The sequence below is a fragment of the Sporosarcina sp. G11-34 genome, from assembly GCF_026931025.1.
The window spans coordinates 37,331-54,369 of sequence record NZ_JAHNZW010000014.1 but is presented as its reverse complement, the minus strand read 5'-3'; the positions used below and the strand labels follow the sequence as shown (position 1 = coordinate 54,369).

At 39.5% G+C, this 17,039-nt stretch carries 14 protein-coding genes; 1 reads left to right on the top strand and 13 read right to left on the bottom strand.

Annotation, left to right across the window (positions count from 1 at the left end; translation table 11 throughout):
• Positions 1 to 161: 161 nt before the first annotated feature.
• The 12 genes from KSU66_RS17265 to kynU all read right to left on the bottom strand — a co-directional run bounded on the left by KSU66_RS17265 (position 162) and on the right by kynU (position 15,305).
• A complete protein-coding gene (locus KSU66_RS17265) occupies positions 162 to 1,559 on the bottom strand; it encodes a SpoVR family protein (protein ID WP_269052753.1) in 1,398 nt (465 codons plus the stop codon).
• 5 nt (positions 1,560 to 1,564) lie between these two features.
• A complete protein-coding gene (gene yhbH / locus KSU66_RS17260; RefSeq protein WP_269052705.1) occupies positions 1,565 to 2,731 on the bottom strand; it encodes a sporulation protein YhbH in 1,167 nt (388 codons plus the stop codon).
• 408 nt (positions 2,732 to 3,139) lie between these two features.
• A complete protein-coding gene (locus KSU66_RS17255; RefSeq protein ID WP_269052704.1) occupies positions 3,140 to 5,035 on the bottom strand; it encodes a PrkA family serine protein kinase in 1,896 nt (631 codons plus the stop codon).
• A gap of 166 nt (positions 5,036 to 5,201) precedes the next feature.
• Entirely contained in the window at positions 5,202 to 6,395 is a 1,194-nt protein-coding gene (locus KSU66_RS17250) for a DUF2812 domain-containing protein (RefSeq protein ID WP_269052703.1), read from the bottom strand.
• Positions 6,388 to 6,708, bottom strand: coding sequence for a PadR family transcriptional regulator (locus tag KSU66_RS17245; RefSeq protein WP_269052702.1), 321 nt, complete (start codon positions 6,706 to 6,708; stop codon positions 6,388 to 6,390). The genes KSU66_RS17250 and KSU66_RS17245 overlap by 8 nt, the downstream gene beginning before the upstream one ends.
• 152 nt (positions 6,709 to 6,860) lie before the next feature.
• Positions 6,861 to 7,832, bottom strand: coding sequence for a 2-hydroxyacid dehydrogenase (locus tag KSU66_RS17240; RefSeq protein WP_269052701.1), 972 nt, complete (start codon positions 7,830 to 7,832; stop codon positions 6,861 to 6,863).
• Between the two features lie 18 nt (positions 7,833 to 7,850).
• A complete protein-coding gene (locus KSU66_RS17235) occupies positions 7,851 to 9,299 on the bottom strand; it encodes an amidase family protein (RefSeq protein ID WP_329958845.1) in 1,449 nt (482 codons plus the stop codon).
• Between the two features lie 189 nt (positions 9,300 to 9,488).
• Positions 9,489 to 10,817 carry an MATE family efflux transporter gene (locus KSU66_RS17230; RefSeq protein ID WP_269052700.1) on the bottom strand — a complete coding sequence of 443 codons (1,329 nt, stop codon included), beginning with the start codon at positions 10,815 to 10,817 and terminating at the stop codon, positions 9,489 to 9,491.
• Positions 10,818 to 10,932: 115 nt separating this feature from the next.
• A complete protein-coding gene (locus tag KSU66_RS17225) occupies positions 10,933 to 11,487 on the bottom strand; it encodes a TetR/AcrR family transcriptional regulator (RefSeq protein WP_269052699.1) in 555 nt (184 codons plus the stop codon).
• A gap of 147 nt (positions 11,488 to 11,634) precedes the next feature.
• Positions 11,635 to 12,978 carry a sodium-dependent transporter gene (locus KSU66_RS17220; RefSeq protein ID WP_269052698.1) on the bottom strand — a complete coding sequence of 448 codons (1,344 nt, stop codon included), beginning with the start codon at positions 12,976 to 12,978 and terminating at the stop codon, positions 11,635 to 11,637.
• Between the two features lie 86 nt (positions 12,979 to 13,064).
• Positions 13,065 to 13,919: a tryptophan 2,3-dioxygenase gene (gene kynA, locus KSU66_RS17215; protein WP_269052697.1), complete on the bottom strand. Its 855-nt coding sequence runs from the start codon at positions 13,917 to 13,919 to the stop codon at positions 13,065 to 13,067.
• A gap of 102 nt (positions 13,920 to 14,021) precedes the next feature.
• Complete coding sequence (gene kynU / locus KSU66_RS17210; RefSeq protein WP_269052696.1) at positions 14,022 to 15,305, bottom strand: kynureninase; 1,284 nt, start codon at positions 15,303 to 15,305, stop codon at positions 14,022 to 14,024.
• Between the two features lie 174 nt (positions 15,306 to 15,479).
• On the opposite strand from kynU, the gene KSU66_RS17205 reads away from it, so the two are divergent.
• The gene (locus KSU66_RS17205; RefSeq protein WP_269052695.1) at positions 15,480 to 16,094 is read left to right on the top strand and encodes a TetR/AcrR family transcriptional regulator; all 615 of its coding nucleotides are present in this window, start codon (positions 15,480 to 15,482) and stop codon (positions 16,092 to 16,094) included.
• A 200-nt stretch (positions 16,095 to 16,294) separates the two neighbouring features.
• On the opposite strand, the gene KSU66_RS17200 is transcribed toward KSU66_RS17205, so the two are convergent.
• Positions 16,295 to 16,948, bottom strand: coding sequence for a M48 family metallopeptidase (locus KSU66_RS17200; RefSeq protein ID WP_269052694.1), 654 nt, complete (start codon positions 16,946 to 16,948; stop codon positions 16,295 to 16,297).
• Positions 16,949 to 17,039 lie beyond the last annotated feature (91 nt).

Sequence of the window (17,039 nt, the reverse complement as noted above, 5' to 3'; positions counted from 1 at the left end):
AATAGAGTAGCGACGAGGAAACTTGCAACGGAAATCAATCGGATATTTTATACTTATCTTTGTAGAATGTTGAATTATGAGATCGATTTATGTAGGCAAAACAAAAAAAGTACCCGTTCACAAAACAATCCAACGTTGTTTTGTGAACGGATACTAACTTGCTATACAAAGCGGCGGGATACTTTGTTTCCCCCATACGAATAGACAATTTTCTTTCCTTCTACGTACGTTTCCAAATGGACAATTCGCCCCCATAATCGTTGGAGATACGGCAAGACATTTTCCAAATAATGAATGTCTAATTCCGTTTCTTCATAGCTATGCACTAAATACAGTTCTCCGTTTCGTAAATAATCGCCATCTTCAACGTAAAGATATGGAAAACCACCATTCACACGCATAGAAACGAGTTGGTCCCTTATATTTTCATAGTCTTTGTCCGTAACTTTATATTCCCGACCCTTTTTTTCAAATAAATATAGGTCCTCCTGTTGAATCAATTCTTTCGTTAAATAGTTTCGAATAAAAGATATATCCGATTCTATCTCTCTTACTTCAAAAATCTTTTCTCTACCTGTATTTCGCTCGATACCAAATTTCATCATTTCTTCTGTCGGATCATTATATCTTTTTTCAATGTCTTCATATATTTTCAACCCAAGATGATATGGATTGATGCTCGTTTTTGAAGGTTGCAGAACGCTTGCATTTAAAGTGGCGAATTCAATTGTCTCATGTGAAGTTAAATCCAATGCTCTTAACATTTTTTGGTGCCAATAAGATGCCCAACCCTCATTCATAATTTTCGTCTCAAGCTGTGGCCAAAAGTACAACATTTCTTCACGCATCATCGTTAAAATATCTCTTTGCCACTCTTCAAGTTCACGGCTATTTTGTTCGATAAACAGTAAAATATCTTTTTCAGGTTTTAAAGGTATTTTTTTTCTTGCTCGGCTTGTTGATTCTATTTGAGGTAGTTGTTTTTTATCTATATTCCATAAGTCGTCATAAGGAGTTTTTCGTACAAAATCTTTGATTTCTTCATCTGATTCATCATTAGCTTGTTTACGCCCTAATATAGAAGGATCAATATGCTCCTGGACTGCTAGTACAGCATCTAAAAAGTGTTCTACTTTTTCCTTACCGTAAATCATTTCGTAACTTGCAATGCGTTCGGCTGTTGCTGTCATGCTTTCTACCATATCCGGCCGCGTATTAGAAAACCGGACATTATTTTTGAAAAAATCACAGTGAGCAAGAACGTGGGCAATAATAAGCTTATTTTGAATCAGACTGTTCGTATCAAGTAAAAACGCATAACATGGATTTGAATTGATCACAAGTTCATAGATTTGGCTTAATCCAAGGTCATATTGGAGCTTCATTTTATGAAACTGCTTTCCAAAACTCCAGTGGCTGAACCGAGTAGGCATGCCATATGCACCAAACGTATAAATAATATCGGCCGGGCAGATTTCATAACGCATCGGATAATAATCGAGGCCAAATCCAGTTGCAATTTCTGTTATTTCTTCAATTGCATAGTGAAGCTCCTTCATATTTGTCAATCGAACCCCTCCGATTTATTTAAGAAAAAGCTTTTCAAGGCAAAGTATACATCTCGATTTTCTTTTAAAATATAGTGACGGAATTTTGGATCGTTAATTGTTTTATAAGAAGACATCATTGTGGAAAAACGATTGTATGCATTGACTTCTCCGTAACCGAACATATTCGAAACATCCATTAAACTTTGAACGAGCTCCATGCACTTCTTATTATCGGATGCCATATTTTCGCCATCTGAAAAGTGAAATGGATAAATATTAAAGCTCGCTGGATTGTACTTTTTATCAATTAGATCTAGCGCCACTTCATATGCAGAGGAACATCTTGTACCTCCACTCTCTCCTTTTGAAAAAAAGTCCTCTTCCGTAACAATTTTTGCTTCCGTGTGATGCGCGATAAATTCAATTTCTACCGTTTCGTATTTGGAGCGTAAAAACTTTGTCATCCAGAAAAAGAAACTTCTTGCGATATACTTTTCAAATGACCCCATTGATCCGCTCGTATCCATCATTGCAAGAACGACTGCCTTGGATTCGGGATGTTCCACTTCGTTCCATGTTTTAAAACGTAAGTCGTCATTGTGTATAGGTGTGATTTCAGCTTTCCCTTTGATCGCATTCCGTTTAATGGCCGTTAAAATTGTCCGTTTCTTATCAATATTTCCGATGAGGCCTTGTTTTCGAATGTCATTGAATTCAATTTTCTCATCAGTTATTTCAGCTTGTTCTTTCTGTTCCAAATTCGGTAATTCAAGTTCTTTAAATAACACTTCTTCTATTTCAGTCATCGAAATTTCTGTTTCACTATAATCTTCGCCTGGTTGATCTCCCGCTTCATTGCCTTTTCCAGGACCTTTTTTCCCTTGGCTGCCATCGCTTGCGACCACGTCGCCTACTTCACTATCGCCGTCTCCTTGGCCCACATGTTTCGACTTATCCGTATTGTAACGAATTTTGTATTCATCCAACGAACGTATCGGAATTTTGATCACTTCGCGACCATTTGACATAATAATGCTTTCTTCACTTATTAAATCAGGTAAGTTACTATGAATCGCCTCTTTTACCTTCTCCATATGGCGTAGCTGGTCTTGATGGCCTTTGCGATGGAGGGACCAATTTTCCCGCGAGACGATAAAACGCTCATTTTGTTTGTCATCCATTTTTATCCCCGCCTATCTCGTCAAAGCTTTTTACAGATATTCCATTCATCATATGCACTTGGACGCTTATTATTGCTATATATAAGTGGAAACAAAGATTCTTACTAAAAGAAAATCGTTGAAACGGCTCCCTTTCCGCGGGCATTGCCTTAGTCTCCTACTCTATGCTGCGGGGTCTTCAGCTAATAAAGAGGGCGGTGAACTTTCTCCCTCTATCTTGGCTATGCTATTCCCGCTGGAGTGTCGCCTTATTCAACGATTTTCAGATGTGCTGAAATAAGGCGTTCCTATTAAAATAACTTCTGTTCACCTTCAATATTCAGGTTTGAATCTTTAGTTCAACCTATATAGTTAATTTAGATAAAAAAACAAGACCAATGCTTTATCAGTCTTGTTTTTTTACTGTTCCTATCGGTTAAGCAAGCTACCAACGTATCGTAATAATTCATTCGCTGAAATAGAGTTATAGCCATATTCATCAATGAGGCTCGCCACGACTTCATTAATCTTTTTAAGATGCGACTCGTCGGGTGTTTGGGTAGAAGTAGTAATTTTAACGATATCTTTCAAATCGGCAAACATTTTCTTTTCAACGGCTTCCCGTAAACGTGCATGAGAGTTGTAATCAAAACGTTTTCCTTTTCTCGCATAGGCAGAGATTCGAATTAGAATTTCTTCTCTAAATGCTCTTTTGGCGTTTTCAGAAACACCGATTTGCTCTTCAATTGAGCGCATAAGTTTTTCGTCCGGGTTCATTTCTTCACCTGTTACAGGATCTCTCATTCTGTTTTTATTACAATACGCTTCCACGTTGTCCAAATAATTATCCACTAATGACTTTGCAGATTCCTCATACGAGTAAACAAATGCTTTTTGAACTTCTTTTTTAGCAATTTCATCGTACTCTCTTCTAGCAATTGCAATGTAATTGATATACTTATCTCTGTCCTCCTGCGAAATAGATGCATGCTGATGGAGCCCGTCTTTTAAAGAGCGCAAGACATCCAATGCGTTAATCGCAGGGACTTCTTTCCGAATGATTGCCGAAGAAATTCGGTTAATGACATACCGCGGGTCAATTCCATTCATCCCTTCGTTCGGAAACTCCTTCTTCAATTCTTCTACATTTATTTGATTAAACCCTTCGACACTTTCCCCATCGTATAGTTTCATTTTCTTAACAATATCGACCCCTTGTTTTTTAGGGCTTTCTAATCTTGTTAATACGGAGAATATAGCTGCCACTTTAAGTGCATGCGGGGCAATATGAACATGTGCCATATCACTTTCGTTAATCATTTTTTCATATATCCGTTCTTCTTGGTGTACTTTTAAATTATAAGGAATCGGCATTACAATAATCCTTGAGTGAAGGGCTTCATTCTTTTTATTTGATATAAAGGAGCGGTACTCCGTTTCGTTCGTATGGGCAATAATAAGTTCATCGGCACTAATTAACGCAAATCGACCTGCTTTGAAATTTCCCTCTTGCGTTAGTGATAATAAATGCCAAAGAAATTTCTCGTCCAACTTCAACATCTCTTGAAATTCCATTATCCCTCTATTGGCCTTATTAAATTCACCGTCAAAACGGTATGCACGTGGATCTGACTCAGACCCAAATTCGGCAATCGTAGAAAAGTCGATACTTCCCGTCAAATCGGCGATATCTTGCGACTTGGGATCGGAAGGCGTAAACGTTCCAATACCGACTCGTTTATCTTCCGAGAAAAAAATACGTTCCACCAGGACATCTTCTACCCGACCATCATATTCTTGTTCAAGACGCATCGTATTCAGCGGCGACAAACTACCTTCCAGACGAATTCCATACTCTTCGAAAAAGGCCTTGTGTAAATGCGTAGGTATTAAGTGCAGTGGATCTTCATGCATTGGACACCCTTTAATGGCGTAAACCGCGCCTTCATCTGTTTTGGAATATTGTTCAAGACCACGCTTCAGCAATGTCACAATTGAAGATTTCCCACCACTTACGGGACCCATTAATAAAAGAATTCGCTTGCGAACATCGAGCCTTTTCGCGGCAGGATGAAAGTATTCCTCCACAAGCCTTTGGATAGACTCATCAAGTCCAAATATTTCTTTCCCGAAAAAGTGATACATTTTAGCTTCATTTTTTTCAGTTAAACCTGAACTTTTAATCATATTATAAACACGTGAATGTGCAGTTTGTGCGACTTCTTTTCTTTCTCTTACAATGTCCAAGTATTCCTGAAAAGTGCCTTCCCATTGAAGCCTGTTTTCTTCTTCTCGAAAGCTTTTCACTTTATTTAATATGTCCATTGAATCCCTCCATCTAGGGCGCGGTTTTTATATAGTATGCACAGGGACACCTTATCATTCCGATCCATCCACTTGAAAAGTCTAGTTGTCCATTTTAACGACAACAAAAAAAGCAGATAGAAAGCTTTTTCATAGCATTCTGTCCGCCTCTTGTCCTCGTAAAGTCTTATTCAGCTATCAAAACGATTGTTTCTTCTACATTTTTTAAAAGTGTATCCATATCTTCTAATCCAAAGTAGCTTACGTAGATGACGCCTTTTCCTTTTCCGGCAAATACTTCTTTGAATCCATCGTCTTCACGAATGATAAGGATATCAAAAACTTTACTCTCCAGCCTTTCTACATCCTCTTCAGCAAAGAAAACATCATTTTTAGCAATCAAATCTGAAATCAGCCCTTCTTTCAGCGAAGGGAAACGAAGTTTGTACATAAGCGTGGTCACACCAGGTGAATATGTACTACCATCTTTCCAAACTTGGTCAGGAACAATACCATGTTCGTTTGTTTCATATTGAATCGGCGCAAGCAGGCTCCAATTGTACATAATACGATTTCCTATATCCACACTTCTAGAATCAAGGATTTCATCTCGGACGAAGCTGGAATTTTGCTCAATGTCCGCGAGTCGGACAATCGGGAAGTCTACTTCTCCTAAAGGCAACGTTTCTTCCTTTTGCATGATGAGTTGTACCCAAGGAAGCACTGCGGAAACAGCGGCGATAGCAAGAATTGTAGTTGTAACGATTTGATTGATTCTGTAATGCTTTTTCCAAGGGGCTTTATGGTTGATTGGGCTTCCTGCCAAAAGCGTTGCCCTCAATTTCCGTATAGACAAAGTCCCCCGAAGCATCACATACATTCCGTAGGCATACACGAGAAGTGAGCATACGTAAAGAACCCCTTCTCCTTCAACCAAAGCAAGCGTAGGCGCCTTGTAAAAAAACCAGAGCATCGAATACACCGCTAAAGCAAGCGCGCTCAATACGGCAAGAATATATGTATTTGTCCGCAACTTTTTGTCTAAATTCTCTAGCGTATAAGATTGTTCAGCCGGGTCCGTATGTAATTCGGGTACATGTAATTCTGCTGGGGATGAAAACACATTAAATTCACCAAAAGTTGAAATATGTTCCCAGCCATTTTCCTTATAGAACTCTTTTTCCTCTTCCGAAACGGTTTTATTTGATGATGTATCAATTCTATATCTTGTATCTTTAGGTTCACCTTTTTCAAAATGGGCAAATAATAAGCCTACTTTCTTCAAATGTAGTCCGTCCAGTGCCATATTTGAAAACCAATTTTCATGCTCCCCGATACGCCAACTATCACCAGCAAGAAATTTTCGAACCGTCCTACTCATTCATTTCACCTTCTTTCAAAACTTTTCCGTCTTTTATTAATGCCTGCAACCGACTGTATTCATGGCGTAGAGCTTGTTCACCGCCGGATGTAATTTCATACGTTTTTCGCCTGCCATCACTTTCCATCAATACTATGAGCCCTTCTTTTTGCATGCGTGCAAGAACCCCGTAGAGCGTTCCAGGGCCCATATTCACTCTTCCATTAGAAACCTCCGCAATTGCATTCATCAGCCCATAGCCGTGACTCGGATTCATAAGCGTTAATAATACATAGTACATCGCCTCGGTCATTGGCCCACCCGTATACTTCATCACAAACACCGCCCTTTTTAAACAGTTCACTATTACGCATTGCGATATAGCGTATGACATAACACTAAAATATTTTCAAGGTACTGTCAAGATGCAAATAAAAAAGTATTACAAGCTAAAACAATATCGTTTTAGTTGCAATACTTTTATTTTCAACTTATTCGATCAATCGGTTCTTTTCCGGTTAATACAGCTACCGTATTCTCGGCAGCACGCATAGCCATCGCTTCTTCTGTTCTTGCTGTCGCTGACCCAATATGAGGGACTGCAACGACGTTTGGCATTTTCAGTAATGGATTATCCACTTCAACAGGCTCTAGTTCAAATACATCCAAACCTGCACCGTATATCTCTTTGTTTTCCAAAGCTTGAATAAGTGCATTTTCATCTACAGTTTGACCACGAGATACGTTTATGAAAATTGCCGATTCTTTCATCAGCTTAAATTCCTTTGCACCTATGATTTGAAATGTTTCAGGCGTTAGTGGCGTCATTAAAACGACAAAATCAGAGTGTGTTAATAATGATTCCAAGTCACAGTACTCAGCACCGAACTTTTCCTCAGCCTCTGGTTTTCTATTCCGATTATAATAAAGGACATCCATATTGAATCCGAATTTTGCTCTTCTCGCAATCGCTTCACCAATTCGTCCCATACCGATGATGCCCAGTGTGGAGCTATGTACGTCCTTCCCATATGTCTCTTGATACTTTGTATCCGATTGCCAATTGCCTTCTTTTACGTAACGATCTAATTCTACGATACGTCTCGCAGTCGATAGAATTAAAGAAAAAGCCAAGTCCGCAACTGTTTCATCCAATACTTCTGGCGTGTTGGTTCCAATGACTTCGTGTTTGTTCATCGCTTCTACATCGAAATGATTGTATCCAACAGATACGGTACTTATAACTTTTAAATTGGGCGCATTAATTAGTAGTTCCTCGTCAACAACACCGCCCGTATTACGTGATGTATATAACCCTTCCACATCTGAAATTTCTTTTAAAAGAAGGTCCCGGGGGATTTCCCCATCTCCTTCCCACTTCTGAACGTCACAACTTTTCGAAAGAAATGCTTCGACCTCATTTGAAATTGGATATGTTACATATACCTTTGGTTTCATCTAATTTCCCCCTAGAAATTATGGTTTTCGTCGTGCTTGGACATGTTGTTCAAATGCATACGCGTAACTAATTAGCTCAAGTTCAGAAAACGCTTTTCCTGAAAATGTAATGCCGAATGGTTCCCCTGATTCTGAATACGCGGCCGGCACAGTAACCGATGGATACCCAGCAGCGGCACCGAAACTACACCCATGATCCTGTGGAAATGCGAGCACTTGGACATTATGTTCATCCAAGGCTTTTCCAAGTGCAATTTCTCCCGACAAATGGCGATTTCGGGTAAGCGCTTCGATATATGCCCGTTCCGTTAGCTTTCCACTTGTCCGCTCCACTCTCTCCAACATTGCCTGTCCATACTTTAGTGCTTCTTTCGGGTGTTCATGATTATATCGAATTACATCTGACAACTGACGAATTGGATTTGTTGCTGGCGTTTTCCCCAAATACGCATTCAAAGCGGCTTTAAATTCGTATAGCAGGACATTATAACCAAGGTCATTTTCCATCGTTTGAAGATCAATAGGATCGATAATAACGGCACCCGCCGCTTTAAGTTTTTGAAGTGCGGCTTCGAAGAGCATCAAACGTTCCGTAGATGCTTCCCTTTCAAAAATGCTTCGCGCTACACCTATTCGGACATCTTTAAGCGCTTCTTTATTAAGAACTTCGTCCCAATCAATGACATCAAACTTCGATGAACCCATCGTTACGGGATCTTCGGGATCAACACCAGTTAGCAGACCAAATGTAAGCGCGGCATCTTCAACAGTTCTAGCCATTGGACCCGGTGTGTCTTGCGTAATAGAAAGGGGAATGACTCCCGTGCGGCTAATAGACCCGACTGTCGGTTTAATACCGACGAGTGAATTTTGTGCAGATGGATTGAGTATAGAACCCGTCGTTTCCGTCCCGATTGCTACCGCCGCCATATTTGCCGCAATACCCGCCCCAGCACCGGAGCTTGAACCTCCGACATCAAACAACCCATACGGATTATTCACCTGTCCACCTCGTGAACTCCAGCCATTTGTCATACGATCTGACATGAAATTTGCCCATTCTGTCATATTCGTTTTCCCAAGAATAATCGCGCCGGCAGCACGTAACTTTGTCACTAGAAACGCATCTTTATCCGCGTAATAGTTTTCCAATGCTAATGAACCACAACTTGTATGCATCATATCCTTCGTACCAATATTGTCTTTCAACAGTACTGGAATACCATGCAATAAAGACCGTGGCCCTTTTTCTTTTCGTTCCACATCTAAACTTTTAGCAATTTGCACCGCTTGAGGGTTAAGTTCTAGCACAGCGTTGATGTTCTGATTACGATGCGAAATCGTTTCCATATACATAAGTGTCAATTCTTCGGCTGTTAACTCACCTGTTTTCATTTTCACTTGCATCTCTTGGATTGTTGCTTCGTCAAGCCATCCCATACGCAACTTTTCTAGTTTTTCATTCAATGCCCATTCCTCCTTCCACTTATTTTTCCCCTCTTCCCCAATTTAGTCCATACTAACAATTACTAATTTAGCATAGTTATTTTGTATTATTCCACTACATATTCATATTATCTCATTTAATTGAATAATGGAATCTTGTAACTTATTCCTATGTTTATTCTATCCAAATCACACCGTAATCTTCACTAATTAGCTGTTCCATTTTCTATGATAATAATAAATCGTCAGCAGTACGATGAATTCCGACATAGGTATAGCTAGCCAGACACCTGTCACGCCAAGTAGTTTCGGTAGGATAGCAAGAAGGATAAGCAAAATGACAATTTCTCTAGATGCAGTGATCCACGTTGCCATCCGGATTTGTCCGATGGATTGATAGTACGTCATCATAACAAAGTTCATGCCCATGAACAGATAAGCGATAAAAAATAGTTTGATTCCCGGAATGGCAAGAGCCATCACTTCTTCTGGGAAATCACCGAACAAGCCCGCAATCGGTGCGGATGCAAATAAACCGATAAGGAAAAAGAGAATACCCGCTCCTACTGATGTTTTAAGCGCCATTTGTAACGTCTTCCTCATTTTCTCCTTATTTCTTGCACCATAGTAGTAACTGATTAACGGCTGAATTGCTGCCCCCATTCCTAAAAATAGAAGAAGCATAACACTATGAACATAATTCAAAATCGTAAATGCAGACACACCAGCGGTTCCGGCAAGTCGTTCAAATGTGATATTATGCGAAACTGTAAAGACCGAAAATCCAATTTCGGCGAGAAAACTTGGGAATCCAATAACTAATATAACTAAGAAAAGCTTCCGATCGAACTTGAAGCGAACGAAACGCAAGTTACTTTTCTTCCCGAAAAAATGTGTACTCAAGATAAGAAGTCCGACAAATGCACCAATGACTGTCGCTGCAGCCGCACCCGCTACTCCATAATCAAGCACGAACAGGAATACATAATTCAAAACGATATTAACGATCGATGTTGTAATAAGTGCAATCATTGATAAGTTTGGTCCACCGTCATTCCTCACCAAAATGCTAAATGCATTTTCTATCGTGAAGACAAATCCAAACAGTAACATGACCTTCATATAGTCCGCAACATACGGAAATGTATCCGCATTCGCACCTAATAAATACGCAAGTTTTGTCCTAAAAAGAAACGCAAAAAGCCCAATAATTATCGTCAAAACAAATATAGATACCACCGCATGTGAAAATATAACGCGTGCTTCTTCTGGTCGTTTAGCCCCCATCGCAGCGGAATAGCGCGTCGCCGCACCGATTCCAATCCATAGCGACATCGCTACGAATAGCGTATAGACTGGAACCGAAATACCAACCCCACCAAGGGCGACTGGGCCCAAACGGTTTCCTACCATGATTCCGTCGATTACGATATTGATAGCCATTAAAAGCATCCCAATCGTCGAAGGGATTAAATACCTCATAAATGATTTTCCGACGGATTCCGTATCTAGGCGGTTTACTGATTGTTCTTTCCCCATAATTATTCCTCTTCCTCAGCTAAATCGTTTCCTGAAACAAGGAAACGGTTTTAGTTTTTATAGTTTATTTCGTTATAAAAATAGACTGGCATATAATGTGCCAGTATGTCGACGATTATTCCCTCTTCACAATCCCCATTAAAAACACTTCTACAATGGTCTCAAACGCTTCTGTTACAGATATACTATGATCTAAAAAAAACTGCCTATCGAGCGTTGCATTTGCAGCATCGATAATAAGTTTTAAGAGCAAGTCAACGTTTCTGTCTACAATGAGCCCCGTATCGATGCCTTCTTCAAGAAGCCCCCGTAGTTCTTCCCATTGGTGCAGTTCCCGATCCACTCGTTCCCACTGCGCGGGATACGTTCGTTTCAATTGCTCCAAAATACGGAGATCGTAAAACTCATTATATTTTGGCATGACAACAATTACTTTACTTATTTTTTCCAACAGTGTAAGTTCGTTATTTTCAATAATACGGCGTGCCTGTTCATCAAACTCTTCAAGTGTTATATCGATAATCGAATCAAGAATATCGACCTTGGATGAATAATGCTCATATAACGTACGCTTACTAATTCCAAGCCGCCTGACTAAGTCATCCATCGTGAACTTAATGCCATTATTTCGCGTTTCTTCAATGAATGCATTTATGATTCTCGTTTTCAATTTATAACCTCCTCTAAAACTATAAACACACTTTTAGTTTCATTCGTTTCGTTATACAACATTCGTTGGAATTATGTCGATAAAAAGATTAAAAAATGCCAGGTATGCAAACAAATTTAACGTGTTTGCATAACTAGCATTTTCGCTTTAAATAATGCCAAGCGTATTCAAAAAGACAATGATAATTGTAGCAGGTACTATCCATTTCATTAAAATCGACCACGTTGAAAATAACACAGGCGATACTTTACTACTTAAATAGAATTCCTCTTTTATAAGTACTTGGTCCATCTTATGAACGATGAATATGGCGATTAACAAGTTGCCAAATGGTAACATCAAGTTACTTACAAGATAATCCGTTCCGTCAAATATACTTTTGTCGAAAATTGTAAACCCAGAAAGACTACTTGAAGACAAAGCCGCCGGAATCGCTGCAAAAAAGATGACTAAACCCGTCAACCAAGCTGCAAATTTTCGTGACCTTTTGCCACTTGCCGTAATCGCTGCAACGATAATTTCATATAAACTGAACGAAGAAGTTAAAGTTGCGAATAGGAACAGCAGTAAGAATAAACTTAAAAATAATCCGCCTAATGGCAACTGAGAAAAGACTGAAGGTAAAACGATAAATAACAAACCAGGCCCTTCTGCCGGTTCATATCCGAAAGCGAAAACAACAGGAAAAATTGCAAGACCTGCCAATAATGACACAAAAATATTCAGCCCAACAACAGTCCCTGCGGAAGAGGTAAGGCTTACATCTTTCTTTAAATAGGAACTGTATGTAACCATACAAGAAAATCCAACAGCAAGTGAAAAGAACGATTGTCCCAATGCATATAATATTGATTGACCTGTTATATTCGAAAAGTCAGGTGATAGGAAAAACTTGACCCCTTCCATAGCACCTTCGAGCGTCAAAGAACGCACAACAAGGATGATAAAGAATACAAATAACAAAGGCATCATATATTTATTTGCTTTCTCAATCCCGTTTTGAACTCCCGAAGAAATGACAAGCACATTTGCAAGTGTAAACACGAGTAGCCCCAATATCGTGATCCACGGTGAACCGATGATTGAGCCAAATAATTCCGGGTAGTTTGCACTTTCACTAATAATTTTTCCAGGAATTGATAAAACACTATATATTAGCACCCATCCGCCTACAACGCTATAAAAAGATAAGAGCAAGAAACAACCAACAACTCCAAGACGACCTACCCAAACCCATAAACTATCTGGAGCAAGTTTTTTGTAAGCGCTAATTGCTTCTTTACCCGATCCTCTTCCAATGATGAATTCAGATATAAGCATCGGAAGCCCGATTAATAATGTAAACGCGACAAAGATAAGGAAAAAGGCTCCCCCGCCACTCATCCCTGTTACGTATGGAAACTTCCATATTGCGCCTAGCCCGATGGCCGCCCCCGCCGAGGACAAGATAAATCCTAATTTCGATGACCATTGATCTTTTCTTTCATCCATCAGACATCCCCCACTTCACACCCGTTTTTTTATGTAAAATCCACCACCAGCTACCCCTAGTCTGGCGATGAATTCCATGCTTACTTTTATAGTTTTGTTCGTAAATCCCAAAGTTCGGGGAAGAACTGATGATCCAATACTTGTTTCAAATAGTTCACGCCTGAAGAGCCTCCAGTTCCTACTTTGAAACCGATAATCCGTTCTACGGTTTTCATATGACGGAAACGCCATTGTTGTAACCAGTCTTCCACATCGACTAACTTTTCGGCAAGCTGATACAACTCCCAATGTTTATCGACATTTCGGTATACTTCCTCCCATGCCGCTGCGACAGTCGGATCCCCACTATACGTCTGTGAATAATCACGCGTCAATAATTCGGGGTTAATGGAAAATCCTGCTCGGGCAAGTGCCTTAATGGCAACGTCATAAATACTTGGTGCATGGTATGCTTTTTTCAGTATTTCATGTACTTCGCGGTCTTTCTCATATATTTTAAGAATATGAGCTGTTTTATAGCCTAATGCAAATTCAATCTGTCTGTATTGATACGATTGGAAACCAGACGCTTTCCCAAGGTCATCACGGAACTCCAAGTATTCAGCAGGTGTCATCGTAGACAACACGTCCCATGCCTGAATAATTTGTGACTGAATCTTGGTCACACGTGCCAACATTTTAAATGCCGATTGCATCTCTCCCGCTTCAATTGCCTGAATAGCTGCATTCATCTCATGTAAGGTAAGTTTCATCCAAAGCTCGCTTACTTGATGAATAATGATGAACAGCATTTCATCATGATGCCCGGAAAGCCTATTCTGACTGGATAACACCGAATCCAAGTTTAAATACTCGCCGTAAGTCATAGTATCTTTAAAGTCGGTATGGATATTCTTTTCTGCTTCGAGCTTTTTATGAAGGTTTGCGATTGATTTTGACATGAGTAATGCCTCCTTTAAATATAAAGATGCTTGTGTACTTGTCAATAGGTTCTTTAGAATTAGTTACAAGTACTTCTCCCCGTAGGCAAGTTGCATCTTAACTTATGCGACTACGTCACGCTTGTTCTCAAATTTCTTGTATTGTTCTTCATTCATAATCGTTTTTAGAATTTGAACGACTTCCCATATTTCTTCAAACGTATTGTAAAGCGCAACGGGCGCAAGACGAATGCCGTTCGGTGTGCGGAAATCTGGAATGACATGATTTTCTTTTAGTGCCTTACAGATTCGAGCGGCTTCTGTATGCTCCAAATAGATATGAGCGCCTCTAGTCACTGCATCCCTTGGGTTTGATACGACAAATCCATAGTCACTTAACTCCGCATCGATCAATGTCATAAAGTAATCCGTCAGTTTTAATGATTGTGTGCGAACCGCTTCAATTCCTACCTCATTGAAAATAGCTAAGGAGCCTAGAAGTGGAGCCAAGCTTAGTACATGCGGTGTTCCCATTTGATAAGCACCTGCATCCGGGGCGGCAGTTAGTGTATGTTCCATATCAAATTGCTTATCTTTTTTCGAACTAAACCAGCCGGCAAGTCCAGGAGCTGTCCCGAAATGTTTGTTATTCACATAGAGACCCCCTACAGATCCCGGTCCACCATTTAAATGTTTATATGTGCACCAAAAGGCAAAGTCTACATCCCACTCACTTAGTGAATGAGGAATTGAGCCCACCGAGTGACACAAATCAAAACCTATTAAAATTCCACGTTGGTGCGCTTCTTCTGTTAGTCTTTGAATATCCAATAGTTGCCCGCTACGATATAATACACTCGGCAAAACAATAAGTGCAATGTCGTCTGTCATTGCTTCAATAATATCATCTTCCTGAAGCGTCTGACCATCCCGGCTTTTCACTTGAACAAGATGTTCCTCTGGGCTATAGCCATGTAACTGCAACTGGCTTTTCAATGCATAAATATCCGATGGGAAATTTAATTCATCTGCTAATATTTTAGTTCTTTTTCCTTCAGGTTTATAAAACGTGGCGACTAGCTGATGCAAGTTTGCTGTCGTAGAACCTGTCACAACGACTTCTTCTGGCTGTGCGCCAACAAGTGGAGCGTTTGATTTCCCCAAACTTTCCGACAGATAAAACCAAGGATGATCCCCATTTGTCCAACCGTCAATTCCGTACCGCTTCCAGGAATCGAATAATTGCAACAACGTTGACTCTGCCCGTTTGGATAGTAAACCAAGGGAATTCCCATCAAAATAAATGGTATCCGGTTGGATGTAAAATTCCTCACGATACGCTTTTAACTCATTTTTTTTGTCCAACCTTTTTGCATATTCTTTCGTTAGCTGTTCATTTACTGCCACTTTCGTCCACTCCCCTACTCCTAAACTTTCCTTATATTGCTACTGTAACAGGGCACGCTATTATTCGTCAATGACATCATGTCACTGACACTATATCATTGACCGAATTGCCACTATTGTTTTTATACGTTAAGCTACAAAGAACAGAATTTTAACTAGAAAGGATGATGAGTAATGGAAAAGACGGCCCCGCCTTCCAAACGGCAACTCAAAGCACTGCAAACTCGGGAAAACCTGTTACTCGCTGGTCGCATAATTTTCTTGAAGAAAGGGTTCCAAAAAGCGACAATGACACAAATTAATGAGTATGCAAAAACGGGCTATGGCACAGCCTATTTATATTTTCGTAACAAAGACGAACTGTTCACCGTACTAATGGAAAACATTATGACACAAATGTATGAAGTGGCGGATCTTCCTTTTCATCCGCAAACTAAACAAGAAGCCTACGCACAAATAAACAGGCAAACCCGTCTATTTTTACAATTAGCCATCGAAGAAAAAGACATGATGCGCCTCATAAATGAGGCAACCGGTGTGTCTGCAATCGTTCACGAAAAGTGGAATCATATCCGCACACGATTCATTACCGGCATTACAAAAGACATTACATATGTACAGCAAGCTGGTCTAGCTAGAAAAAATGACGATGCTTCCCTCCTAGCAAGGGGATGGTTTTATATGAATGAACAACTTATGTGGGATCTAGTACTAGACGAAATTTCGGGCGATATCAACAACATCGCCACTACACTCACTAACCTGTATACCGAAGGCGTTTACAGATAAAATAAGGACAAACCATTCGCCATGACAAGGCAAACAGTTTGTCCTACTGTTAATAGAAATTTATTAGTTATCTACATTGCTGTTCCTTTTAAGAACAGTAGTACTTTTGCAAGTAATAATTATTCTGATTTGGAACAATCCTAAACCATAGTTTGAAATGCCATTCAACCTAGATCTATAACGGTTTAGAACACTTTATTTTAAAATGACATTGCACGTCCATGTCTTTCTAAATACTTTTCCTTCTCTTTATAATCTGGCATAATACTTCCGACACGTCTCCAAAATGATCGATCATGATTCATATGAAGTAAATGACATAGTTCATGGATGATCACATAATCGATGACTTCAATCGGAGCCATCGCTAGACGATAATTAAAGGTTAGCTTTTTATCCGAGCTGCAGCTACCCCACTTGACTTTAGACTCTACTATTTCAATGGTTTTAGGCTTTACTTTCAGTTGTTTTTGATATATTTTTATCCGTTCTTCTACAATCGTCTTACAGCTATTAATATAAAACTTCTTAAGATCTCTTTTAAGTGCCTCTTCATTTAGCTCACTGCCATCTATTAATTCATGAAGAAAATACTCTTTCCCAAGGTACAAGAACTTCCCTTGTGCATGATATTCCCTTGCCTGTGGGATTTCTCGAGCTACTCCAATTTCATGGATTTTCTCTAGTATCCATTTCCCTTTACTTTCTATTGCACTGACAATAACTTCTTTACTCGTGTCTTTGGGAACTTTAACAGTCACGAAACCAAACGGGTCTATATGAATCGATAGCTTCTTCCCTTTTCCATACTGAACATTAAATTCGATTATTTCATTTTCAATTTTAACTTTCATAACTAACACCACTTTTGTACATTTAGTTTTAAATAAATCCCGTCAAATCAACATTCAAAAAAATGTCTCTACTATTCGTAGAAACGCTTTG